The 23,576-nt window shown below is 71.1% G+C and carries 22 protein-coding genes and 1 pseudogene; 9 read left to right on the top strand and 14 right to left on the bottom strand.

Going from position 1 to position 23,576, the window contains the following annotated elements; all coding sequences use genetic code 11:
* Positions 1 to 17: 17 nt before the first annotated feature.
* From ACWD4G_RS01660 to ACWD4G_RS01640, 5 genes are all read right to left on the bottom strand, one after another.
* Complete coding sequence (locus ACWD4G_RS01660; RefSeq protein ID WP_451290084.1) at positions 18 to 1,541, bottom strand: MFS transporter; 1,524 nt, start codon at positions 1,539 to 1,541, stop codon at positions 18 to 20.
* A complete protein-coding gene (locus ACWD4G_RS01655; RefSeq protein ID WP_451290083.1) occupies positions 1,538 to 2,089 on the bottom strand; it encodes a TetR/AcrR family transcriptional regulator in 552 nt (183 codons plus the stop codon). Before ACWD4G_RS01655 ends, ACWD4G_RS01660 begins: the two co-directional genes overlap by 4 nt.
* A 104-nt stretch (positions 2,090 to 2,193) precedes the next feature.
* On the bottom strand, positions 2,194 to 3,165 hold the full coding sequence (locus ACWD4G_RS01650) for an aldo/keto reductase (protein WP_451290082.1): 972 nt from the start codon (positions 3,163 to 3,165) through the stop codon (positions 2,194 to 2,196).
* A gap of 376 nt (positions 3,166 to 3,541) precedes the next feature.
* Complete coding sequence (argH, locus tag ACWD4G_RS01645) at positions 3,542 to 4,972, bottom strand: argininosuccinate lyase (protein ID WP_451290080.1); 1,431 nt, start codon at positions 4,970 to 4,972, stop codon at positions 3,542 to 3,544.
* 72 nt (positions 4,973 to 5,044) lie between these two features.
* Positions 5,045 to 6,238 (bottom strand): argininosuccinate synthase, encoded by a 1,194-nt coding sequence (locus ACWD4G_RS01640; protein ID WP_451290078.1) that lies wholly within the window; start codon positions 6,236 to 6,238, stop codon positions 5,045 to 5,047.
* A gap of 192 nt (positions 6,239 to 6,430) precedes the next feature.
* Here ACWD4G_RS01640 and ACWD4G_RS01635 point away from each other — a divergent pair, with 192 nt between their 5' ends.
* The 5 genes from ACWD4G_RS01635 to ACWD4G_RS01615 all read left to right on the top strand — a co-directional run bounded on the left by ACWD4G_RS01635 (position 6,431) and on the right by ACWD4G_RS01615 (position 12,155).
* On the top strand, positions 6,431 to 7,342 hold the full coding sequence (locus tag ACWD4G_RS01635) for a hypothetical protein (protein ID WP_451290077.1): 912 nt from the start codon (positions 6,431 to 6,433) through the stop codon (positions 7,340 to 7,342).
* Between the two features lie 267 nt (positions 7,343 to 7,609).
* Positions 7,610 to 8,197 (top strand): pyridoxamine 5'-phosphate oxidase family protein, encoded by a 588-nt coding sequence (locus ACWD4G_RS01630; RefSeq protein WP_451290076.1) that lies wholly within the window; start codon positions 7,610 to 7,612, stop codon positions 8,195 to 8,197.
* Between the two features lie 589 nt (positions 8,198 to 8,786).
* Positions 8,787 to 10,124, top strand: a complete 1,338-nt coding sequence (locus ACWD4G_RS01625; RefSeq protein WP_451290279.1) for a ferredoxin reductase family protein — start codon at positions 8,787 to 8,789, stop codon at positions 10,122 to 10,124.
* Between the two features lie 101 nt (positions 10,125 to 10,225).
* Entirely contained in the window at positions 10,226 to 11,320 is a 1,095-nt protein-coding gene (locus ACWD4G_RS01620) for an FMN-binding protein (protein ID WP_451290074.1), read from the top strand.
* Between the two features lie 97 nt (positions 11,321 to 11,417).
* Complete coding sequence (locus tag ACWD4G_RS01615) at positions 11,418 to 12,155, top strand: FAD:protein FMN transferase (protein WP_451290072.1); 738 nt, start codon at positions 11,418 to 11,420, stop codon at positions 12,153 to 12,155.
* 268 nt (positions 12,156 to 12,423) lie between these two features.
* On the opposite strand, the gene ACWD4G_RS01610 is transcribed toward ACWD4G_RS01615, so the two are convergent.
* From ACWD4G_RS01610 to argC, 5 genes are read right to left on the bottom strand one after another with little or no spacing between them, the layout of a single operon-like run.
* Positions 12,424 to 12,963, bottom strand: a complete 540-nt coding sequence (locus tag ACWD4G_RS01610) for an arginine repressor (RefSeq protein ID WP_451290071.1) — start codon at positions 12,961 to 12,963, stop codon at positions 12,424 to 12,426.
* 34 nt (positions 12,964 to 12,997) lie between these two features.
* Positions 12,998 to 14,218, bottom strand: a complete 1,221-nt coding sequence (locus ACWD4G_RS01605; RefSeq protein ID WP_451290070.1) for an acetylornithine transaminase — start codon at positions 14,216 to 14,218, stop codon at positions 12,998 to 13,000.
* On the bottom strand, positions 14,215 to 15,138 hold the full coding sequence (argB, locus tag ACWD4G_RS01600; protein WP_451290069.1) for an acetylglutamate kinase: 924 nt from the start codon (positions 15,136 to 15,138) through the stop codon (positions 14,215 to 14,217). Before argB ends, ACWD4G_RS01605 begins: the two co-directional genes overlap by 4 nt.
* Positions 15,135 to 16,286 carry a bifunctional glutamate N-acetyltransferase/amino-acid acetyltransferase ArgJ gene (gene argJ / locus ACWD4G_RS01595; RefSeq protein WP_451290068.1) on the bottom strand — a complete coding sequence of 384 codons (1,152 nt, stop codon included), beginning with the start codon at positions 16,284 to 16,286 and terminating at the stop codon, positions 15,135 to 15,137. The genes argB and argJ overlap by 4 nt, the downstream gene beginning before the upstream one ends.
* Positions 16,283 to 17,311, bottom strand: coding sequence for an N-acetyl-gamma-glutamyl-phosphate reductase (gene argC, locus ACWD4G_RS01590; RefSeq protein ID WP_451290067.1), 1,029 nt, complete (start codon positions 17,309 to 17,311; stop codon positions 16,283 to 16,285). The genes argJ and argC overlap by 4 nt, the downstream gene beginning before the upstream one ends.
* A gap of 128 nt (positions 17,312 to 17,439) precedes the next feature.
* On the opposite strand from argC, the gene ACWD4G_RS01585 reads away from it, so the two are divergent.
* Positions 17,440 to 17,874 (top strand): VOC family protein, encoded by a 435-nt coding sequence (locus ACWD4G_RS01585; RefSeq protein ID WP_451290065.1) that lies wholly within the window; start codon positions 17,440 to 17,442, stop codon positions 17,872 to 17,874.
* A gap of 24 nt (positions 17,875 to 17,898) precedes the next feature.
* Here the strand turns inward: ACWD4G_RS01585 and ACWD4G_RS01580 are convergent, their stop codons facing one another.
* Positions 17,899 to 18,780 carry a GNAT family N-acetyltransferase gene (locus ACWD4G_RS01580; protein WP_451290064.1) on the bottom strand — a complete coding sequence of 294 codons (882 nt, stop codon included), beginning with the start codon at positions 18,778 to 18,780 and terminating at the stop codon, positions 17,899 to 17,901.
* Between the two features lie 77 nt (positions 18,781 to 18,857).
* Positions 18,858 to 19,476: pseudogene (locus ACWD4G_RS01575) on the bottom strand (LysE family translocator).
* Here ACWD4G_RS01575 and ACWD4G_RS01570 point away from each other — a divergent pair.
* Positions 19,438 to 19,890, top strand: a complete 453-nt coding sequence (locus tag ACWD4G_RS01570; RefSeq protein ID WP_451290278.1) for an Lrp/AsnC family transcriptional regulator — start codon at positions 19,438 to 19,440, stop codon at positions 19,888 to 19,890. The pseudogene ACWD4G_RS01575 and the gene ACWD4G_RS01570 sit on opposite strands and share 39 nt — an antisense overlap.
* 60 nt (positions 19,891 to 19,950) lie before the next feature.
* Here the strand turns inward: ACWD4G_RS01570 and ACWD4G_RS01565 are convergent, their stop codons facing one another.
* Complete coding sequence (locus ACWD4G_RS01565) at positions 19,951 to 21,171, bottom strand: barstar family protein (protein WP_451290063.1); 1,221 nt, start codon at positions 21,169 to 21,171, stop codon at positions 19,951 to 19,953.
* A 64-nt stretch (positions 21,172 to 21,235) separates the two neighbouring features.
* Here ACWD4G_RS01565 and ACWD4G_RS01560 point away from each other — a divergent pair, with 64 nt between their 5' ends.
* Complete coding sequence (locus ACWD4G_RS01560; protein ID WP_451290062.1) at positions 21,236 to 22,030, top strand: hypothetical protein; 795 nt, start codon at positions 21,236 to 21,238, stop codon at positions 22,028 to 22,030.
* A gap of 67 nt (positions 22,031 to 22,097) precedes the next feature.
* Here ACWD4G_RS01560 and ACWD4G_RS01555 read toward each other — a convergent pair whose 3' ends face one another.
* Complete coding sequence (locus ACWD4G_RS01555) at positions 22,098 to 22,490, bottom strand: DUF5997 family protein (protein ID WP_451290061.1); 393 nt, start codon at positions 22,488 to 22,490, stop codon at positions 22,098 to 22,100.
* 128 nt (positions 22,491 to 22,618) lie between these two features.
* On the opposite strand from ACWD4G_RS01555, the gene ACWD4G_RS01550 reads away from it, so the two are divergent.
* On the top strand, positions 22,619 to 23,446 hold the full coding sequence (locus ACWD4G_RS01550; protein ID WP_451290060.1) for a LysR substrate-binding domain-containing protein: 828 nt from the start codon (positions 22,619 to 22,621) through the stop codon (positions 23,444 to 23,446).
* Positions 23,447 to 23,576: the final 130 nt, after the last annotated feature.

The following is a 23,576-nucleotide window of genomic DNA, read 5'->3' as shown; positions in this document are numbered from 1 at the left end:
TAAAGGGGCACCCCCCCTCAGCCGGAGGTTTCCAGGTGCTGTTTCCTCAACATGAACCAGGACGCCACCGCCGCCGTCCATAGGACCGCCGCGCCTACGCCCGCTGCGATCGTCAAGCCGTCCACGAAGGACTCCCTGGCTGACGTCAGCAAAGCCTGAGCTGATTCCGGCTGCATTGCCGCTGCCGCCTCCACCGCTCCGCCCAGCGACTCATGTGCGTCCTGCGGTGTGCCTGCCGGGGCCGCGAAGTCTCTGTATACGCCCGTCACTATCGAGCCCAGCAACGCGATGCCCAGGGCCGCGCCCAGTTCGTATGCCGTCTCCGAGACCGCCGACGCCGCGCCCGCCTGTTCCTTCGGGACGCTCGACAGGATGACGTCGGCCGTGACCGTGAAGGAGAAGCCGGCGCCGGTGCCGACCATCAGGAGGGCCGCGCCGAGCAGGGGGTAGCCGGTGGTCTGGTCGAGGAAGGTGAGGGCGGCCAGGGCGAGGCCCATAGCGGCCAGGCCGGCGGCGACCACCGAGCGGACGGAGAAGCGGCGGGCGGCGGCTCCGGCCACCAGGCCGGCCGCTACCGCGCCCAGGGCGGCCGGCAGCTCGGCGAGGCCCGCTTCGAAGGGGCGGCGGCCCTGGACGAGCTGCAGGTACTGGGAGAGGAAGAAGACCAGGCCGGAGAGGCCCAGGATGGTCAGCAGGTCGGCGAGGACCGCTCCCAAGAAGCCGCGGTTGCGGAACAGGCGCATGTCCAACAGGGGGTGCGGCAGGGAGAGTTGGCGGCGTACGAAGAGGGACAGCGCGGCCGTGCCGAGGGCGCCTGCCGCGAGGGCGCCCGTGTCGAGGCCGTGGGCTGCCGTCTCCTTCACGAAGTAGACGACGCCGATCATGCCGATGAGGGAGAGGGCGACGCTGGGGAGGTCCCAGGGGCCGGGGTTCGGGTGGCGGGACTCCGGCAGCAGCTTGACGCCGATGAGGACCAGGACCGCCATCACGGGCAGGTTGATGAGGAAGACCGAGCCCCACCAGAAGTGTTCGAGCAGGAAGCCGCCGACGACCGGGCCGACCGCCGTGCCCGCCGAGGCCGTGGCGCCCCAGACGCCGATGGCGAGGCTGCGTTCGCGCGGGTCGTGGAAGAGGTTGCGGATCAGGGCGAGGGTGGCGGGCATCAGGGTCGCGCCCGCGACACCGAGCAGCGCCCGGGCCACAATCATCATCTCGGGCGTCGTCGCGTAGGCGTTGAGCACGGATATCGCGCCGAACGCGGTCGCGCCCATCAGCAGCAGCCGCTTGCGGCCGACGCGGTCGCCGAGGCTGCCGGCCGAGACCAGCAGGCCCGCGATGACGAACGAGTAGACGTCGCCTATCCATAGGAGCTGGGTGCCCGAGGGCTTCAGGTCCTCGCTGATGTAGGGGGTCGCGAGGCCGAGGACGGTCGCGTCGACGGCCACCAGCAGCACGGCGAGCACGAGGACGGCGAGCGCGAGCCAACGGCCGGGCCGCTTCTCCGTCTCCGCCGTGCGGGCCTGCCGCAGGGTGCTGGTCATGATTCCTCTCTCCGTAGCGCACCGCCGAGCAGCAACTCGACGATCATGTGCGTGAAGTCGTTACGGGCGACCCTTCCCTCGGCGACCGCCCAGGCGCCGGAGGCCAGCAGGCCGTAGAGCGCCTCGGTGAGCCAGGCCGGGGTGAGGTCGATACGGAACTCACCGGCCGACTGGCCGCGCCGGAACAGGGCCGCGACGCGGTCGTCGATCCGGGTCCAGCCCTCGTTCTGCTCCTCGCCCTCGAACAGCTGGTTCTCGGTGTAGAGGAAGGCGAGCAGTCCGGCGGCGGGTTCCATCTCGCGGACGAGTCGTCGTACGGCGTCCGACGCCGGGCCCTCGTCCAGCCGGGCCGCGCCCAGCGCGGTCTCGCACTCCGCGATGCCCAGCGACTCCAGGGCGCGGACCAGTGCGTCGCGGCCGGCGAAGTGCCGGTGCAGGGTGGCACGGCTGATGCCCGCCGCCCTGGCGACCTCGTCCATGGTCGCGGTGGATTTACGGGTCAGCAGGGCTGCGGCGGTGCGCAGTACGTGGTCACGGTCGACGGCCATGAGACGACAGTACCCCATATGAGACATGAATGTCTCAGACAAGGTACAGGGGTCTCATGGCCGTGACCGTCGAAGCCGCCGGACGGCTCCAAGGGGGTGGTGGCTCAGTGCCAGGGGAGTGCGCCTCGGTGGTTCCAGTACGTGGCCGGGTCCTCCACCAGCGTGGCGAGGCGGGCGAGTTGGGCTTCGTCGAGGTCCACGACGGCCGCGTGGAGGTTCGAGGCGAGTTGGTTGGTGGTGGCGGCGCCGGAGAGGACCACTCCTGCCCAGGGCTGGCGCAGGATCACGGCCAGAGCCACCGCGTCGCAGGCCAGGCCCGTCTCCTCGGCGACCGCCTTGAGTGCGTCGGGGGCGTGCGGGGCGGCCAGTCGGCCGTTCGCCATGCCTTCCTTGACGATCACGGTGAGGCCCGCGTCATGTGCCTCGGCGAGGGCGGGGGCGGCCGAGGTCTCCAGCGCGTTGTACGTCGACTGGACCGTACGGAAGAGGGGCTCGCCGTCGACCGTCACGGCGAGGGCGGCGCGGATGGCGTCCGCCTGGGCCGGGCCGCTCGTGGAGAAGCCGATGGTGAGGCCCTGGGCCGCGGCTTCGGCCAGCTTGGCGTGGAGTTCCTTGTCGGTGAGGGCCGGGCTGTCCGGGGTCACCGAGTGGATCTGGTAGAGGTCGAGGCGGTCACCGAGCAGTTCGGCGGTTTCGGCGCGCTGGCGTTCGTACGTCTGGACGCTGTGGTCCTTGACCTCGTGCTGCTCGGCGTCGGTGGTCCAGTCGGCGGTGTAGATGTAGCCCCATTTGCTGCCGATGACCACGTCGTCGATGTCGGGGTGGGTGTTCAGCCAGTCGGCGAGGAACTCCTCGCTGCGGCCGTAGGAGCGGGCCGCGTCGAAGTAGCGGACGCCCTGGGCGTAGGCGGCGTCGAGGAGGGCGTGGGTGCGGGTGCGCAGCGTTTCGACGCTGCGGTCTTCTCCGAGGTCGTGGTCTCGGTCGAGGGTGATGTAGCCGGGGCGGGCGATTGCGGCGAGGCCCAGGCCGAGGTGGCAGGTGGGGGTGGTGGCTGAGGCCAGTCGGGTGAAGGGCATCGCGGGCTCCGTTCGGGTGGGGGCCGGTACGGGTGTTGTCCCAACCTAACTCGCGATGACCTTCGTGGGGTTTCCTCGCCCCCGCCGCCCCTACCCGTCCCATCCCCAGGGGCTGCCGCCCCTTCGACCCCGCCCGCCTTTCGGCTCGGGGGGCGGGGTGCGTTGGCGGGTGCGGGTGAGTGGGGGCTGATCGCGCCTCCCCGCGCCCCTAAAAGAACTGGGGGCAACCCCCAGCTTTTAAGGGGCGCGGGGAACTGCGCGAGCAACCACAACATGCCCGCACCCGCCAACGCACCCCCCACGCCCCACGCCCGAGTTCTCCTGCGGATGGGACGGGTAGGGGCGGCGGACCCCGGTTGTCGGGCCCGCGGCCGGGTCAGTTGGCCTTGGCCGTGGCCCACTCGTGCTGGGTGGCCACGTCCGCCTTGATCTCGGCCAGTTGGACGGCCACCGCGCTCGGGGCCGTGCCGCCTCGGCCGTTGCGGGAGGCCAGAGCGCCGGGGACGTTGAGGACCGTACGGACCTCGGGGGTGAGGTGGGTGCTGATCTTGGCGAACTGGTCGTCCGTCAGGTCGTCGAGTTCCTTGCCCTCCGCCTCGGCGGCCTTGACGCACTCGCCAGCGACCTCGTGGGCCACACGGAAGGGGACGCCCTGCTTGACCAGCCACTCGGCGATGTCCGTGGCGAGGGAGAAGCCGGCGGGGGCCAGTTCCTCCATGCGGTCGCGGTGGACGGTGAGGGTGGCCATCATGCCGGTGAAGGCGGGGAGCAGGACCTCCAGTTGGTCGATGGAGTCGAAGACCGGCTCTTTGTCCTCCTGGAGGTCGCGGTTGTAGGCGAGGGGCAGGGCCTTCAGGGTCGCCATCAGACCCGTCAGGTTGCCGATCAGACGGCCGGACTTGCCTCGGGCCAGTTCCGCGATGTCGGGGTTCTTCTTCTGCGGCATGATCGACGAGCCCGTCGAGAACGCGTCGTGGAGGGTCACGAAGGAGAACTCCTTCGTGTTCCAGATGATGACCTCCTCGGCGATCCGGGAGAGGTTCACGCCGATCATCGCGGTGATGAAGGCGAACTCCGCGACGAAGTCACGGGACGCCGTGCCGTCGATGGAGTTGGCCGAGCTGCCGTGCTCGAAGCCGAGGTCCTTCGCGACCGCCTCCGGGTCCAGGCCCAGGGAGGAGCCGGCCAGGGCACCCGAGCCGTAGGGCGAGACCGCCGTGCGCTCGTCCCACTGGCGCAGCCGCTCCGCGTCCCGGGAGAGAGACTGGACATGGGCCAGGACATGGTGGGCGAACAGCACGGGCTGGGCGTGCTGGAGGTGGGTGCGACCGGGCATCGCCACGTCCGGGTGGGCCTCGGCGAGGCCGATCAGCGCGTCCTGGAGTTCGGCGATCAGGCCGCCGATCGTACGGGCGTGATCCCGGAGGTACATCCGGAACAGGGTGGCCACCTGGTCGTTCCTCGACCGTCCCGCGCGCAGCTTGCCGCCGAGGTCGGGGCCGAGGCGCTCCAGCAGGCCGCGCTCCAGGGCGGTGTGGACGTCCTCGTCGGCGATCGTGCCCACGAAGGAGCCGTCGGCGACATCCGCTTCGAGCTGGTCCAGGCCCGCGATCATCCGGGTCAGCTCGTCCTCGGTGAGCAGGCCCGCCTTGTGCAGCACGCGCGCGTGGGCACGCGAACCGGCGATGTCGTACGGGGCCAGCCGCCAGTCGAAGTGGACGGACGCGGACAGCTTCGCCAGGGCCTCGGCGGGACCGTCGGCGAAACGTCCGCCCCAGAGCCGTACGTCACCGCTGTTGCTGCTCACTTGCGCTGCTCCTAGAGAGATACGAATGTGCTGCCGCCCCACGTCGGGAGGTGGCGGTACTCACGCTACTGCCTACGCCTGGTCTCGCTTCGAGGCGATCTTCGACGACAGGGCATAGAGGTCGATGAAGCCCTTGGCCGCCGACTGGTCGAAGGTGTCGCCCGTGTCGTACGTCGCCAGGTTGAAGTCGTAGAGGGAGGAGTCCGAGCGGCGGCCGGTGACGACCGCTCGGCCGCCGTGCAGGGTCATGCGGATGTCGCCGCCGACATGCTCGTTGGCCTCGTTGACGAAGCCTTCGAGGGCGCGCTTGAGCGGGGAGAACCACTGGCCGTCGTAGACGAGTTCGCCCCAGCGCTGGTCGATCTGGCGCTTGTAGCGGGCGAGTTCGCGTTCGACGGTGACGTTCTCCAGCTCCTGGTGGGCCGTGATGAGGGCGATGGCGCCCGGGGCCTCGTAGACCTCGCGGGACTTGATGCCGACGAGGCGGTCCTCGACCATGTCGATGCGGCCGACGCCCTGGGTGCCGGCGCGCTCGTTGAGCTGCTGGATCGCCTGGAGGACGGTGACGGGCCTCCCGTCGATGGCGACCGGGGCGCCCTTGTCGAAGGTGATGATCACCTCGTCGGGGTCGCGCTGGACGGCCGGGTTCTGCGTGTACTCGTAGATGTCCTCGATCGGGCCGTTCCAGATGTCCTCCAGGAAGCCCGTCTCGACGGCGCGTCCGAAGACGTTCTGGTCGATGGAGTACGGGGACTTCTTGGTGGTGGCGATCGGGAGCTTCTTGGCCTCGCAGAACGCGATGGCCTTGTCGCGGGTCATCGCGTAGTCGCGGACCGGGGCGATGCACTTCAGGTCGGGGGCGAGGGCGACGATGCCGGCCTCGAAGCGGACCTGGTCGTTGCCCTTGCCGGTGCAGCCGTGGGCGACCGTGGTGGCGCCGTGTTTACGGGCGGCGGCGACCAGGTGCTTGACGATCGTCGGCCGGGAGAGCGCGGAGACCAGCGGATAGCGGTCCATGTAGAGGGCGTTGGCCCTGATCGCCGGGAGGCAGTACTCGTCGGCGAACTCGTCGCGCGCGTCGGCGACTTCGGCCTCGACCGCGCCGCAGGCGAGGGCGCGCTTGCGGATGACGTCCAGGTCCTCGCCTCCCTGGCCGACGTCCACCGCGACCGCGATGACCTCGGCGCCCGTCTCCTCCGCGATCCAGCCGATGGCGACGGAGGTGTCCAGACCGCCCGAGTAGGCGAGTACCACGCGCTCGGTCACGGCGTTCTCCTCACACTGTCGGCCACTGGCATGCATGAGTATGCAGGGTTCTGCATGAATCGTCAATCTGAGAGAAGTTTGAGAGACACGGTCGGGCGGTTTGAACAAACGAAAGGGCTTTCTCGTACCTCTCCCCGAACGCAGGCGCCGCGTTTGTAAACAACGACCACCCGACCCGAGTGAGGCATCCGCATGTCCAGGGCTCTTCCTAAGTACAACAAGCGTCGCGTAGGGATCATCGGCGGCGCCGCCGCGGTCGTGTTGTCCGGAGCGGTCATCGCCGGTTCCGCCCTCGCCGGGGAAGGCGCCAACAACGGTGCGGACGCGGCGGCGGGTGCCTCGCCGGGCACCATCTCCTGCCCGGCGGTCGAGGGGAGCCTGCCGGAGATCCCCGCCGCCGCGCAGGCCGAGGTCGACAGCAACCTCGCCCAGCTGCAGACGCAGATCCAGGAGGCCAACCAGCGTCTGATCGACACCGTCGGCCAGGGCGGCCCCAACTTCGTCCAGAACGCCATCCTCGGCCCTCTGGAGGACAAGCGCGTCGCCGCTCTGAACCGTATCGAGACCGCCATCGGCCGCGTCGCCGACAAGCCCGAGGGCCTGGAGGCGCTCGCCCCGTGCGAGCTGGTCCAGGGTGGTGCGGCCGGGGCCGGCGAGGAGGCGGACGCCGGTGCGGGGGCGGGGGCCACCGTGGAGCCGACCGAAGAGGCGGACGCCGGTGCCGCGGCGGGCGCGGGCGAGGAGGCCGACGCCGGCGAGCAGGCGGGCGAGGGTGCCGACGACGCGGGTGACGCGGGCAACGCCGGTGCGGCGGGCACCATCACCTGCCCCGAGGTCGAGAGCCAGCTCCCGGAGGTTCCGGCCGCCGCGCAGGCCGAGGTCGACCGTAACCTCGCCCAGCTGGACACCCAGATCCAGGAGGCCAACCAGCGCCTCATCGACACCGTCGGCCAGGGCGGCCCCAACTTCGTCCAGAACGCCATCCTCGGACCCCTGGAGGACAAGCGCGTCGCCGCCCTGAACCGCATCGAGACCGCCATCGGCCGCGTCGCCGACAAGCCCGAGGGCCTGGAGGCGCTCGCCCCGTGCCAGCTCAACCAGTGAGCACCTCCGGCTGAGCGCTTCCGAGCGAGCACTACCGAGCGACCACTATCGAGTCGGCATCTCCGGTGAGCACCTCCGCGTGAGCACCACCGAGTCGGCACCCCCGGCGAGCACAGCCGCTGAAGCCCGACCTCCTGCGCTCCGTGTGAGCGACAGGGGCCGTGGCCGCCCCGCGCGCCGGCCGGGGCGGCCATGGAAGACCTGATTCCGGGTGGACCCAGAAAATGGGGTCCACCCGGAGTTCGTTCGGGTCAATAATCGTTAGACATGGGAAAGACTTACGAGCGCATAGACGGCCGCCTGCGTACGTTCATCGAGGCGCAGCCCCTGTTCTTCACCGCCACGGCGCCGCTCTCCGCCGACGGCACGGTCAACCTCTCCCCCAAGGGGCTCAAGGGCTCCTTCGTGATCCTCGACGAACTGACCGTCGCATACCTGGACTTCGCCGGGTCCAACGCGGAGACGGTCGCGCATCTGCGGGAGAACGGCCGGATCACACTCATGTGGTGCGCCTTCCAGGGGCCGCCCAACATCGTGCGGGTGCACGGCAAGGGCGAGGCCGTCCTCCGTGACGACCCACGCTTCAAGGAACTCCTCGCCCGCTTCCCGGACATCGACCCGACGCCGCACGGGCTGCGCGCGATCGTCGTGGTCCACGCCGAGCGCATCCGGGACAGCTGCGGCTACGCGGTGCCGCTCATGACGTACGACGAGGACCGGGACCTCCACGGGCGGCGCTTCGCGCGCGAGGACGACGAGTCGTTGAACGCATACTTCTGCTCCAAGGAGCACATCGGAACCAGCCTGGACGGGCTCCCGGGCCTGCCGCTGCCACTGCCGCCGTCCCCGGCCTGACCCACCCGGCCGACCCCTGCGCGACCGCCACCCGGTCCCCGCCCGGCCGTCGAGCGACCTCCGCCCGGTCGGCCGTCAGCCTCCGTCCGGCCATACCGTGGCACCCGTCCCACCGCCGCGCGACCGCGGCGGGACCGTGTCGCGACCTCCGTCCAGCCGGCTTCGGCCTCCGTCCGAACCGGCCCACAACCTCCGCCCGACCATCTCTCGGCCTCCGTCCGAATCGGCCCACAACCTCCGCCCGACCATCTCTCGGCCTCCGTCCGACCGTCCCTCGGCCACCACCCGAACCGGCCCTAGGCCTCCCTCCCGCCCCCGCGACGTCCGGTTGGCCGTCACGTGACCTGAGGCCGATCGTCCCGCGGCCTGAGCCGGGGCCGGGCCGGTCGGGGCCTCACCGAGGCCGGTCGCGGCCTCCGCCAGGGCGGTCGGGCCCTCCGTCGAAGCGGAACCCCAGGTTTCGCGAGTCGGTTGATTCGGGCGTTGAACACGCGGCGCTTCCTGCACGTACGTGTGGGCCAAGGGTCCAGCCCACCACGGAGGAACCGTGTCCACGATCGCCGGAGGTCGCGCCGCGAGGCGCCAGACGATGCGCCGCATCCGACCTCGTCGCTCCCCCGCAGTCCCCCTGCTGCTTCTGTTCTGGGCAGGCGCTGCCGGTGTGGTGTGGTTGTGGTGGGACAGCACCCCGTCCATCGCCGACCAGGGCAGCCAGTTCACCAACGCCGGACGGATCACCGGGCTGCTCGCCGGGTATCTGATGGCGCTGGTGGTGCTGCAGATGGCGCGGGTGCCCGCCCTGGAGCGCCGGGTCGGCTCGGACCGGGTGGCCCGCTGGCACGCGATGACCGGTCGCTACACGCTCTGTCTGGTCGTCGCGCACGTGGTCCTCACGATGTACGGGTACACCCTCCAGGCCGGGCTCACCGCCGCCGACGTCCTCCAGCAGACGATCGACTCGATCAATCAGCTGCCGGACATGGGCAAGGCCGCCATCGGCACCGGTCTGCTGGTGCTCATCGGGCTGATCTCCATCGGCCCGGTGCGCAAGCGGATTCCGTACGACCTCTGGTACCACACGCATCTGCTGACGTACGCGGCGACGTTCCTGACCTTCTGGCACCAGCTCTCCACCGGCAACGAGTTCGCGGTCACCCCGGTCGCCAAGACCGCCTGGTACGCGCTGTACGGGTCGGTGACCGCGCTGGTGCTCTGGTACCGCGTGCTCACCCCGATCCGGCTCAACATGCGCCACCGGCTGCGGGTCGAGGCGGTCATCGAGGAGTCGCCGGGCATCGTCTCGGTGCTGATGAGCGGGCGCAAGCTGCACCGGATGGGCGCGGAGGCCGGACAGTTCTTCCGCTGGCGGTTCCTGGCGCCCGGGATGCGGTTCAGCTCGCACCCGTACTCCCTGTCCGCCGCGCCCCGCCCCAACATGCTGCGTATCACCGTCAAGGCGATCGGCGACCACAGCTCGGCCCTGCGTGACCTGGAGCCCGGCACCCGGGTGTGGGCCGAGGGCCCGTACGGGGCGCTGACGGCCGACAAGCGCAGCCGGGGCAAGGTGCTGCTGGTGGCCGGCGGTGTGGGCATCACCCCGATGAGGGCCCTGTTCGAGACGCTGCCCGGCGCGGCCGGTGATCTGACCCTGCTCTACCGGGCCAACAGCACCCAGGACCTGGCCCTCTGGGACGAGCTGGCGCAGATCGCCGAGGAGCGCGGGGCACGCCTGATGTACGCGGTGAACAGCCCCGAGGGCGAGCGCCCGGACATCTCGGCGGAGAGCCTGCGCCGCAAGATCCCCGACATCGAGCGCCATGACGTCTTCCTGTGCGGGCCGCCCGGCTTCGCCCAGGGCGTGTACGAGGCGCTGCGCGGCGCGGGCGTACCGACCCGGCGCATCCACCACGAGTCGTTCGAGATGTGACCCCGGGGCGCGGAGCCCCACCCCCCACTCGCCTGCCCCTGCCCACCTCCCCCTGCCCAAGTGCCCCTCACACTTCACACTTCACAGGAGCTGAAGGAGCGATGAAGAAGAGTCACCCCATCCGGCGGACCCTGCTCGCCACCGCCGCCACCGTGTCCGGCATCGTGCTGCTGCTGTCGTTGAAGCCGGCCTCGGACCCGGCGGGATCGGTACAGGCCGGAGCGGCGGGGGGCGCGCCTTCGGCCCAGGGCGGGGTGGCGGCCGGTGCCCAGACCCTCACGGGTAACGCCGTGCAGACGGACTACGGCCCCGTCCAGGTCCGGATCACGGTCAACGGCGGCAAGATCACGACCGCCGAGGCGGTACAGCAGCCGACCGGCGGACGCAGCGACCAGATCAGCGGCACCGCCATCCCCAAGCTCAACCAGGCCGCCGTCGCGGCGAGTTCGGCCGAGATCGACGCCGTATCGGGCGCCACCTACACCAGCGCCGGATACAAGGAGTCCCTCCAGTCCGCCATCGACCAGGCGGGCGCCGCTCAGGGCTCGGGTACGCAGGTGCTCACGGGGACCACCGTCCAGACCGACTACGGGCCGGTGCAGGTCCGGATCACGGTCAGCGGGGGCAAGATCACGGCTGCCGAGGCGGTGCAGCAGCCGACGGGCGGACGCAGCGACCAGATCAGCGGCACCGCCATCCCCAAGCTCAACCAGGCCGCCATGGCGGCGAGTTCGGCCGAGATCGACGCCGTATCGGGCGCCACCTACACCAGCGCCGGATACAAGGAGTCGCTGCAGTCCGCCATCGACCAGGCGGGCGCCGCTCAGGGCTCGGGGTCCGGGTCGGGTTCGGCGGAGGCGGGCGGTGGTGCGCAGGACTCCGGGTCAGAGGCAGAGGCCGGGTCCGGGACCGGGCAGTCGACGGGTACGCAGGTGCTCACCGGTAGCGCCGTGCAGACCGATTACGGGCCGGTGCAGGTCCGGGTGACCGTCAGCGGGGGCAAGATCACGGCCTCCGAGGCGGTGCAGCAGCCGACCGGTGGTCGCAGCGACCAGATCAGCGGCACCGCCATCCCCCAGCTCAACCAGAACGCCGTCGCGGCAGGGAGCGCTGACATCGATGCTGTCTCGGGCGCCACTTACACCAGTGCCGGGTACAAGGAATCCCTCCAGTCCGCGCTCGACCAGGCGGGCTGAGCCGGTGGCCGAACCCTCCGGAACGGCCGGGGCAGGTGGGGCGACGGGAGCCGGTGGTGCGGCCGGGCCGTCCCAGTTGCGGCATGTCGAGGAGGCCATGGGCACTGTCTTCTCGTTCGACATCCGGGGAGGCGAGCCCGAGGCGGTCAGGGCCGCGCTGGACGAGGCGGTGGCCGGGTTGCACACCGTGGACAAGGTGTTCAGCACGTACCGCGAGAACAGTCAGATCTCCCGGCTGGACCGGGGGGAGTTGACGATCGAGGAGTGCGATCCCGAGGTCGCCGAGGTGCTTCGACTGTGTGCCGAGGCGGAGCGGTTGAGTGACGGGTGGTTCAGCGCGACGTACGAGGGCCGCTTCGATCCGACGGGGCTGGTGAAGGGGTGGGCCACCGAGCGTGCCGCGCTCCGGCTGGTCGCCGCCGGGGCGGCCGGGGTGAGTGTCAACGGGGGCGGCGATGTGCAGTTGTGCGGTGTGCCCGGGCCGGATCGGCCGTGGCGGGTGGGGGTCGCGGACCCGCTGCGGCCGGGGGGTTTGGCGGCGGTCGTCACGGCCGCCGGGGCGGATCGGCTGGCGGTGGCGACGTCGGGTACGGCGGAGCGGGGGGCCCATATCGTCGACCCTCGTACCGGTAAGTCGGCGGTGACGGATCTGGTGTCGGTGACGGTGGTCGCGCCTCGGCTGACCTGGGCGGACTGTTGGGCGACCGCCGCGTTCGCGATGGGGTCGCGGCAGGCGTTGGCGTGGTTGGAGGCGTTGCCGGACACGGAGGCGTTGCTGATCACTGCCGGGGATGAGGTGCGGTGCACCGGGGGGCTGGCGGCGCGATTGGGTTGAGCGGGGAGGGCTGGGCCGGGGGCGGAAGGTGACCCGGCGCTGATGCTGAGCTGGGCCGGGGTCTCGCTTACCGGCGCTCGCAGGGTGCCGCTCTCTTTGGGATGGGCGCCCGCCCCTAGCGGCGCGCCTGCCCGCAGTTGGGTAGGGCAGCTGTGGCAACTGGGCCCAGCATTAATAGGGGCGCGGGGAACTGCGCGACCAGCCACGACGGACCCGCAGTCGGCCGATCCCCGCAAGCACCCCTCCCCCCCAGCCGTCCCTCAGTCCCTCAATGCCCGTTCTGGGAAGCCAATCGCAGCAGATGGTCGGCCAATGCCTGCCCGCCCACCGGATCGCGGCTGATCAACAGCAGCGTGTCGTCACCGGCGATGGTGCCCAGCACATCGTGCAGTTCCGCCTGGTCGATGGCCGACGCCAGGAACTGGGCGGCACCCGGCGGCGTACGGAGCACGACGAGGTTCGCCGAGGCCTCCGCCGAGATCAGCAGCTCGGCGGAGAGGCGGCGCATCCGCTCCTCCTTGGCCGACTCCCCCAGCGGCGCCCGGGGCGTACGGAAACCCCCTTCGCTGGGCACCGCGTAGATGAGGTCGCCGTCGTTGTTGCGGATCTTCACCGCGTTGAGCTCGTCCAGGTCCCGGCTGAGCGTCGCCTGGGTGACGCTCAGCCCGTCGTCGGACAGCAGCTTCGCCAACTGGCTCTGCGACCGCACGGGTTGCCGGTTGAGGATGTCGACGATCCGCCGATGCCGTGCCGTGCGGGTCTGCGGCACGGCGGGCCCCGCCTGGTCGTGCTCCTGCGCCTGACTCATCGTCGTCGTCCCATTCCCCGGTTCCCCCGGCTCATCAGTCCCCCTCGGCCCCGTCGGCCGCGTCGGCCCCGCTGACCGCGTCCAGGACGCCCGGCAGTGCCTGGAGGAGGGCGTCCACCTCGGTGTCGCCGATGTTGAGCGCCGGCATGAGCCGTACGACATCGGGGGCGGGCGCGTTCACCAGGAGACCGGCGTCCTGAGCCGCCTGTTGCGCCTGGGGCGCGAGCGGCTCGGTGAGCACGATACCGAGGAGTAGACCGGCGCCACGGACATGGCTGATCAAGGGGTGGCCGAGCGACTCGATCCCGTCCCTCAGGCGCTCGCTCTGCCGCTTGACGTTCTCCAGGAGGCCTTCCGTCTGGATGGTCTCCAGGACGGCGAGCCCGGCGGCGCAGGCGATGGGGTTGCCGCCGAACGTCGTACCGTGCTGGCCGGGCTTCAACAGCTCCGCCGCCCGGCCGAAGGCGACCGTCGCGCCGAGCGGGAGTCCGCCGCCGAGGCCCTTGGCGAGGGTGACGACGTCCGGGAGGACACCCTCGTGCGCCTGGTACTCGAACCAGTGTCCGGTCCGCCCGATGCCGGTCTGCACCTCGTCGAGGACGAGCAGGGAGCCCGTGGCCGCCGTGATCGCCCGCGCCGCCTTCAGATAGCCGGGGGGCGGGACGACCACACCCTTCTCGCCCTGGATCGGCTCGATGACGACGAGCGCGGTGTCCTCGGTGACGGCGGCGGCGAGGGCCTGCGCGTCGCCGTACGGGACGTGGGTGACGTCGCCGGGCAGCGGGTGGAAGCCGTCCTGCTTGCCGGGCTGGCCGGTGAGGGCGAGGGCGCCCATGGTCCGGCCGTGGAAGCCACCCTCGGTGGCGACCATGTGGGTCCGCCCGGTGAGCCGGCCGATCTTGAAGGCGCCCTCGTTGGCCTCGGCGCCGGAGTTGCAGAAGTAGACCTTGCCGTCCCGGCCGAAGTGCGCCAGGAGCCGTTCGGCGAGGGCGACGGGCGGCTCGGCGATGAAGAGATTCGAGACGTGGCCGAGGGAGGCGATCTGCGTGCTGACGGCCTCGACGATCGCCGGGTGGGCGTGGCCGAGCGCGTTGACGGCGATACCGCCGACGAAGTCGACGTACTCCTTGCCGTCGGCGTCCCACAGCCGGCTTCCCTCACCGCGGACCAGGGGGAGCCTGGGGGTGCCGTAGTTGTTCATGAGCGAGCCCTGCCACCGCTGGGTCAGCTCTGCGTTATTCGCGGTCTCGGTCATTCTGCGTCCCCCTGTTCTGTGGCGTCGGGCACGACCATCGTGCCGATGCCTTCGTCGGTGAAGATCTCCAGCAGGATCGAGTGCTGGACCCGGCCGTCTATGACACGGGCGGTCTGGACGCCGCCCCGTACGGCGTGCAGACAGCCCTCCATCTTCGGCACCATGCCGGAGGACAACTCCGGCAGCAGCTTCTCCAGTTGGGAGGCGGTGAGGCGGCTGATCACCTCGTCGGAGTTGGGCCAGTCCTCGTAGAGGCCCTCGACGTCGGTGAGGACCATGAGGGTCTCGGCGCCCAGCGCGGCGGCGAGTGCGGCGGCCGCCGTGTCGGCGTTGACGTTGTACACTTGGCCCCCTTTGTCGGAGGCGTCCTGGCTGCGGGCGATCGACGAGACGACCGGGATACGGCCGTCGGCGAGCAGGGCCTCGATGGCGCCCGTGTCGATCGCGGTGATCTCGCCCACCCGTCCGATGTCGACGAGTTCGCCGTCGATCTCGGGCTGGTGCTTGGTGGCGGTGATGGTGTGCGCGTCCTCGCCGGTGAGTCCGACGGCGAGCGGGCCGTGCTGGTTGAGCAGCCCGACCAGCTCGCGCTGCACCTGTCCGGCGAGCACCATGCGTACGACGTCCATGGCGTCCTCGGTGGTGACCCGGAGGCCGGCCTTGAACTCGCTGACGATGCCGTGCTTGTCGAGGGCGGCGCTGATCTGCGGGCCGCCGCCGTGCACGACGACGACGTTGAGGCCGGCGTGGCGCAGGAAGACGACGTCCTGGGCGAAGGCGGCCTTCAGGTCCTCGTCGATCATGGCGTTGCCGCCGAACTTGATGACGACCGTCTTGCCGTTGTGGCGGGTCAGCCAGGGCAGCGCTTCGATGAGGATCTGGGCCTTGGGGAGGGCGGTGTGCTTCCGCGTGGTGCTCATGAGGAGTAGGCGCTGTTCTCGTGGACGTAGTCTGCGGTGAGGTCGTTGGTCCAGATGGTGGCGGTCTCGGACCCGGCGGCGAGGTCGGCGACGATGTGCACCTCGCGGTAGCGCATGTCGACCTGGTCGCGGTCCTCGCCGACGCCGCCGTTCTTGCAGACCCAGACGCCGTTGATGGCGACGTTGAGACGGTCGGCCTCGAAGGCGGCGGATGTCGTACCGATGGCGGACAGGACACGGCCCCAGTTGGGGTCCTCGCCGTGGATGGCGCACTTGAGGAGGTTGTTGCGGGCGATGGAGCGGCCCACCTCGACGGCGTCGTCCTCGGTCGCGGCGTTCACGACCTCGACCTTGATGTCCTTGCTGGCGCCCTCGGCGTCCCGGATGAGCTGCTGACCGAGGTCGTCGCAGACCTGCCGTACGGCCTCGGCGAACTCCTCGTATTCCGGGGTGACTTCGGCGGCACCGGAGGCGAGCAGCAGCACGGTGTCGTTGGTGGACATACAGCCGTCGGAGTCGACCCGGTCGAAGGTCCTACGGGTGGCGGCGCGCAGGGCCTTGTCCAGTACGTCGCCGTCGAGGGCCGCGTCGGTGGTGAGGACGACGAGCATGGTGGCGAGGCCGGGCGCGAGCATGCCGGCGCCCTTGGCCATCCCCCCGACGGTCCACCCGTCCTTCGTCACGACCGCCGTCTTGTGCACGGTGTCGGTGGTCTTGATGGCGATGGCGGCCTTCTCACCGCCGTGCTCGGACAGCTGCGCGGCGGCCGTGTCGACGCCCGGCAGCAGCTTGTCCATGGGGAGCAGTACGCCGATGAGGCCGGTGGAGGCGACGGCGACCTCGGCGGCGTTCAGCCCGAGGACGTCGGCGGCCTTCTCGGCGGTGGCGTGGGTGTCCTGGAAGCCCTTGGGGCCCGTACAGGCGTTGGCGCCACCGGAGTTGAGGACGACGGCCGACACCCGGCCGCCCTTGAGGACCTGCTCGGACCACAGCACCGGCGCGGCCTTCACCCGGTTGGAGGTGAAGACGCCCGCGGCGGCGAGGCGGGGCCCGGTGTTGACCACGAGGGCCAGGTCGGGGTTGCCGTTCTCCTTGATCCCGGCGGCGATACCCGCCGCCGTGAATCCTTTCGCTGCCGTCACGCTCACGGCGCAACTCCGATCGTCGTCAAGCCCGTGGCCTCGTCCAGGCCGAGGGCGATGTTCATGCTCTGCAGGGCGCCACCGGCGGTGCCCTTGGTGAGGTTGTCGATGGCGCTGATCGCGATGATCCTGCCCACGGACCCGTCGTACGCCACCTGCACCTGAACGGCGTTCGAACCGTAGACGGACGCCGTCGCGGGCCACTGCCCCTCCGGGAGGAGGTGGACGAACGGCTCGTCGGCGAAAGCCTTCTCGTACGCGGCGCGCACGGACTCGGCGGTGACGCCGGGCCTGGCCTTGGCGGAGCAGGTGGCGAGGATGCCTCGGGGCATGGGGGCGAGGGTCGGGGTGAAGGAGACGGAGACCGGCTCGTCCGCCGCCCCGCTGAGGTTCTGGACGATCTCGGGGGTGTGCCGGTGGCCGCCGCCGACGCCGTACGGCGACATGTTGCCCATCACCTCGGAGCCCAGCAGATGGGGCTTGGCCGCCTTGCCCGCGCCGGAGGTTCCGGACGCGGCGACGATCACGGCCTCGTTCTCGGCGAGACCGGCCGCGTACGCCGGGAAGAGGGCGAGGGTGATGGCCGTGGGGTAGCAACCGGGTACCGCGATGCGCTTGGACCCCTCCAGCGCGGCGCGGGCACCCGGCAGTTCGGGAAGGCCGTAGGGCCAGGTACCGGCGTGGGGCGAGCCGTAGAAGCGCTCCCAGTCGGCGGCGTCCTTCAGCCGGAAGTCGGCGCCCATGTCGACGACGAGGACATCCGGGCCGAGCTGCTCGGCGACGGCGGCGGACTGGCCGTGGGGCAGTGCGAGAAACACCACGTCATGGCCCGTGAGCACCTCGGCCGTGGTCTCCTGGAGTATGCGGTCGGCGAGCGGCAGCAGATGCGGTTGCAGCGCGCCGAGCCGCTGTCCCGCGTTCGAGTTCCCGGTCAGCGCCCCGATCTCGACCTCGGGGTGCGCGAGCAGCAGCCGCAGCACCTCCCCGCCCGCATAACCACTCGCCCCCGCAACCGCAGCACGTACCGCCATGGAATCCTCCTCCTGAATGGCATGACTATACGTTTCGCTGCACGTTTATGCAATCGGTGATCCAGGGGGCCTCCGGGCAGGTGTAAATCGCGGCGACAGGGTCCCCCACCCCCCGTTACGGTGCCCCAATGGCATCGATCAAGAAGTTCCAAGTCACCTTCGACTGCGCGGAACCCGAGCGCGTCGCTCGTTTCTGGTGCGAGGTGTTGGGGTACGTCGTACCGCCGCCGCCGGAGGGGTTCGATTCCTGGGACGATTACGATCGCACGCTGCCGCCCGAGAACCAGGGTGTGTGGTTCGCATGCGTCGACCCCTCGGGGGTCGGCCCGCGACTGCTCTTCCAGCGCGTTCCCGAAGGCAAGGTCGTCAAGAACCGGGTGCATCTGGATGTGCGGGCCGGTACCGGGCTCGTGGGCGAGGAGCGCCTGGCCACGCTGGAGGCCGAGTGCGCGAGGCTGGTCGCGCTCGGCGCGGTGTGCGTGCGCGTCATGCGTGCCGATGGCGTCAACGAGTCGTGCATCGTGATGCAGGACATCGAGGGCAACGAGTTCTGTCTCGACTGAGCGCCTCTAGGCAGTCCCCCCGGCTCAGTCCGTGTTCGCGGCGGCGGGTGTGAAGTCGTACGCGGACCAGTGGGCGAGCAGTTCGTATCCGAGGCGCTGGTAGAGGGCGTTGCTGGTGGGGTTGGCCGGGTCGGCGTAAAGAACGACGTCGGTCGCGCCCGCCTCCAGCGCGGCCCTGGTCACCTCGGCCGAGACGGCGCCCGCGTAGCCGCGCCCCCGGAGGTGGACCGGGGTGTAGACGGGGTCCACCCGGACCATGCCGCCGATCATCGAGGTCGAGCCGGCGAGGGAGACCGGGGTGCCGTCCGGGGTCTCCCAGAACGTGAAGTGCTTCTCCGCGAAACGTGATCCGGCCCAGGTGTCGGCGTCGACGAAGCCAGGGGCCTCTCCGACGGCCGTGAGGAACTCGCCGAGGAATCGGAAGAGCTGCTCACGGTCCCGCGCGCCCGCCAATCGGCCCCGGCCCTCCGGGAACGGCTCCGGCGGGGTGAGCGTGCCGAGCCGGTACAGGTGGTACGGCTGGCGGAGCGTCGGCGTCGCGCCGGTGTGCTTGCGCCATGCCTCGGCGAAGGCGAGAGCGGTGTCGCGTTCCCCGCCGACGCCGGGGAACGTGTGGCCGAGCCCGTCCAGGTGCGCGGCCAGGGAGTCGGCCTCCTCGACGGACAGGGAGGTGAGGCTCAGCACACGGGAGGGCAGGCTGTAGAACACGGCGGTGACCTCTCCCCCTCGCTCCAGCCAGCCGAGGAGCGAGTCTCCCTCGCCGAACGCCTTCATCCCGCGCGTGCGCAGCGTCTCGGCCGTGGTCAGCGGCGTGTTGTGCAGGGCGGGACGCGAGCGCAGGAAATCCCGGGTGCGGGTGAGGAAGGTGTCGAGGTCATCGGTGAGGTGCCAGTCGTTCGAGCGCATGGGCGACAGTCTGGCCAGTTGCCGCCGGTGCGCCCATGGTTTTTCGCCAGATCCCGTCCCCGCGACGGGGCTGCTCGTCAGGCGGCCAGGCGCTCCGCGAGCAGGAAGCCGCCGATGAAGATCATCATGGCGCCGGAGGCCCTGGTGACCGTCCGGGCCGCCGACGGCCGGGTCCGCAGTACCGTGCGGGCCAGTACGCCGACGCCCGGATAGACCAGGGCGCAGGCCGTCATGTGGAGGGCGCCCAGCAGCCCCGTCTGCGCGGCGACGGGCCAGCCCCCGGTGGAGTCGATGAACTGCGGGAACAGCGAGAAGTACAGCAGCAGGGCCTTGGGGTTGAGGCCGCTGATCCCGGCCCCCTTGAGCATGATCCGGCGGGGCGACGAGGCCAGGGGCTCCTCGGCGGCACCCAGTACCGCCGGCCGCGTCAGCACACCCCAGCCCAGCCACATCAGATAACCGGCCCCGGCCACGGTCAGCGCGGTGAGCACCGTCGCCGAACTCGCCACGATCACCACCAGCCCGGCCACCGCCAGCAGCGTGTACCCCGCGTACCCGGCCATCAGCCCGGCGACCGCGGGCACGACCGAGCGGTCCCTCAGTCCCGCCGAGATCGCGTAGGCCCAGTCCGCGCCCGGGGGTGAACACCAGCAGCAGATCCACCGCCACAAAGGCCGCCACGACCGTCGGGTCCATCGACCGTCCTCCCTCACGGTCACCGAGCTGGCCGCGCGGGTGCGGCTGAGTGTGTCGCCCTGCCATCGGCGGCTGCGCGACCTCGAACGCGAGGGCGCGATCCGTGGCTATCGCGCGGTCGTCGAACCGGCCGCCGTCGGCCTGAACTTCGAGGCGCTGGTCTTCGTCACCATGCGCTGGGAGGACCGTGAGACCGTCGCCGCGTTCGAGGAGGCCGTGGCCGCCGTCCCCCATGTCATCCAGGCCCAGCGGCTGTTCGGCGAGCCCGACTACCTCCTCCGGGTCGCGACCGCCGACCTGGCCGCCTACCAGCGGCTGTACGACGAGAAGCTGGCCACGCTGCCCGGTGTGCAGCGGCTGACCTCCACGCTCGTGATGAAGCACGTCGTGGACGACCGGCCACTGCCGGAGTAGCCGCCGGACCGGCCGCGCGGTCGGCGGCTCATACCAAGGGGTCCTCACCCCAGGGCGTCCTCACCCCAGGGTGACGTCCATGCCGCCCTCGGCCAGGGTCTCCTGGATCTCGGCGAACAGGTCGTAGGGGACGCCGTCCGACGTCAGGGCCCGGGAGAGATGCCTGCGGGCGACCGCGGAGTCCCGCCAGAGCAGGGTCGCGGGGGCGGTGTAGCCGAAGGTGCCCCGCAGACAGTCGTCGGTGGCGGCCAGGCAGCCGCCGAAGTAGCCGCCGGGGCCGTTCACCGCCTCTCCGAGGGCCAGATGGAAGCCGGGGACGTCGGTGATGTGCCGTCCGTCGAGTTCGTACGCGTGACCGGCCGGCCGGTCCTCGCGCGGGACGGGTCGGCACGCCCGCTCCCGGACGAGCGTGAGCCATGCCTCGCGCCTACGGGTGTCGAGCCCGGCCCAGGCGCCGAGGGCCTTGGGCGGCCCGCCGAACCATCGCTCCCAGAGGGGCCGGACATACTCCGGTACGGGCGTGAAGAACTCCCCGTCCAGCTCCAGGTCGATCAGATCCGCGCCGGGGGCGGTGGTGAGGGAGGAGGGGCGCCAGGCGCGGACCCTGCCCCAGAAGAGACGGTCGGTGAGGGGCTCCCCCCGGTCGTCGTACACCTCCAGGGAGACCTGCTCCAGCTGCAGCGCCCGCCGGGTGCCCTTCGCCAGGGCCTGCCGCAACTCCTCCCCCGGCGCGAGCCCGCGCAGCACGAGCGGGGGTTCGGCCCGCCGGGGCGGCAGGACGCGGGCGAACTCCCGGCAGGAGCCAAGCCACCGGCGCTCGTCGTGGACGCGTACGGCACCCCGGTATCCCTCGGGCGGGCCCAGATGGTCGTCGAGGCCGGTGAGCAGGAGGCCGTCCGTCCCCGGGTGCGTCCCGAGGCTCACCGCGCCCTCGATGAGCCAGTGCTCCGGACAGTCCGCCGCGAACGGGTCGTCCGACCTGGCCGGTTCATCCGACCTGGCCGGTTCGTCCGCCGCCACCAGCCACACCCGGTCACCGACCCAGCCGTGCGGCTCGGCGCTGCCGTCCCCGCCGACCCGGTCGGTCTCTCCGGCGCCCCGCTCCCCTTCGGGAACCCAGCCGAACAGCTCGTACATCCCCCGCCGGGGCTCGCCGAACAGTCCCTCCACCTCCGCGCACGTACCCCAGACATGGCCGTGCTCCGTGTTGATCAGCGCGAACCGCACCCGCCCGTGACTCCCCCGGTCCCCGTCCCCGTCCACATCCACGGTCGGCATCATGCCGGGACGGGCAGCCGCCGGGGCAACCGAATTTGTTCGTGGGCGGCGTGCCACACTGCGCGCCATGACTCTCGCCGCTCTCACCCTCCCCGAATGGCGCTCTTTCGACATCGCCACCGCGCGGCGCATCGCCGAACAGGCGGCCGAGTCGGTCGCGGGCCGAGTCGTACGCGTCGAGACGGTCGAGCATCTCGGTGCCCCGCTGCACCGGGCGCTGATCGAGCGGGCGGGGCAGGAGTTCGCGCTGATACCCGGCGGCCGGGTGACCCTCGGCTTCGACGCGGGCGCCTGGCGGCCGACGCCGGAGCAGACCGCCGACTACGCCGAGAGCCTGGCGCAGGGCTTCGGTTACGCGGACGACCTGCGGGACCACCTCGCGAAGGTGCTCAGCCCACGTCGTACGGTCGTCCTGTCCACCCTGCTCATGGCGGTGGAGGCCGAGAATCTGACGGAGCCGCCCGCCGAGATGCCGGGCGTCCTCGCGGCGCGCGGCCTGCGGATGCCGACGGCCGACGAGTGGGAACACGCCTGCGGTGCCGGGGCGGACACCCTGTTCCGGTGGGGCGACGAATGCCCCCTGGACCGCATCCCCTACGGGGACCCCACCGGCCCGCACAACGAGCCGAACGCCTTCGGGCTGCGGATCGCCCATGACACCTACAGTTCCGAACTCACCGGCGATGCCTCGGTGCGCGGCGGTGACGGCGGCGAGTCGGTGTGCGGCGGCTACGGCCGTCTGCTGGGCTGGCTGCCGCTGGCCACGGCCCACGCCAACCCCGGGCTGGTCGAGTTCGTGTACGGGGAGGACGGCGACGACCTCTACGAGGACCTGTCCACCCGGCCGGTCCTCGCCCTCTGAGAACGTCCGAGGCCGACCCCGGCGAACCCGACCACCCACCCCAGGGGATCGGGCGACCCCATGGGGATCAGCCCTGGCGGGCCGCGCGCTCCGCGTTCCGCTTCTTGATGCGGGCGCCTTCCTTGCGGACCTCGGCCTGGGTGGCGCGCTCGCGCTGGAGCCACTCGGGGTTGTCGTCCTTCAGCGTCTCGATCTGCTCGGTGGTGAGGGCCTCGGTGACACCGCCGCGCGCGAGGCCCGCGATGGAGACGCCCAGCTTGGCCGCGACCACCGGACGCGGGTGCGGGCCGTTGCTGCGCAGTTCCCGCAGCCAGGCGGGCGGATCGGTCTGGAGCGCGTTCAGCTCGGCGCGCGAGACGACGCCCTCCCGGAACTCGGCGGGAGTGGCTTCGAGGTACACACCCAGCTTCTTCGCCGCGGTCGCGGGCTTCATGGTCTGGGCGGTCTGCTGCGTCGTCATGCCGTCAAGGGTAACGAGGGCGGGGGCCATCGCCGACCACGGCCGACAGCGGGGACGAGGGGGCGGGCCGGCGGACCGGTGGACCGGTGGCGATCGGGCGCCCGGTCGTGACCGTTTAGCCTTGGGGTGTGACTGGCTCGGATGCTTCCCCCTCGTTCCGGCTCGCTCATGTCCCGGGAGTGACGCCCGCCAAGTGGGTGCGGATCTGGAACGAGCGGTTGCCCGACATCCCCCTCGTCCTCACCCAGGTGACCGCCGCGGAGGCGTTCGGGGTGCTGCGGGGCGGTGCCGCCGACGCCGGGTTCGTACGGCTCCCGGTGGACGCGGACGACCTCAGCGCGATCCCCCTCTACACCGAGACCACGGTGGTCGTGGTCCCGAAGGACCATGTCGTCGCGGCCGTCGACGAGATCTCCACCGAGGATCTGGCCGACGAGATCGTGCTGCATCCCCTCGACGACACCCTCGGCTGGGAGCGGCCCCCGGGACAGCCCGCCTTCGAGCGCCCCGCGACCACCGCCGACGCGATCGAACTGGTCGCGGCCGGTATCGGAGTGCTCGTCGTCCCGCAGTCCCTGGCCCGTCTCCACCACCGCAAGGACCTCACCTACCGTCCCGTCGAGGACGCCCCCGAGTCCCGGGTCGCCCTGTCCTGGCCCCGGGACGCCACCACCGACATGGTCGAGGACTTCATCGGGATCGTGCGGGGCCGTACGGTCAACAGTTCACGGGGACGCCCCAAGCCCCCGGCGGAGAAACGGCAGCCCAAGGCCAAGCGGCCCTCCTCGTCCACGGATGCCCGGCGCCAGCCGACGTCCGGCAAGAACGCCAAGGGCGGGGCCACCAAGTCCGGGACCGCGAAAGGCGGCAGCACCCGAGGGGGCAGCGGCCGTCATCCCAAGCCCGGCAACGCGAAGAGCGGCGGCAAGGCCGGAAAGCCTCGCCGCCGCTCCTGAGCCGTTCCCGCTCCCGGGTTGCTCCCACCGGTGAGGCACGAACTCACCAGCGGGGCGGCACCCGTTCACCGGGACGGCCGTTCGAAAGGGGGCCGGCCCCCGCCGCACAGGCCATGGCCCGGCCCCTGCG

This window comes from Streptomyces sp. NPDC002643, assembly GCF_053592555.1.
This window is presented reverse-complemented; position numbering and strand designations above follow the sequence as displayed.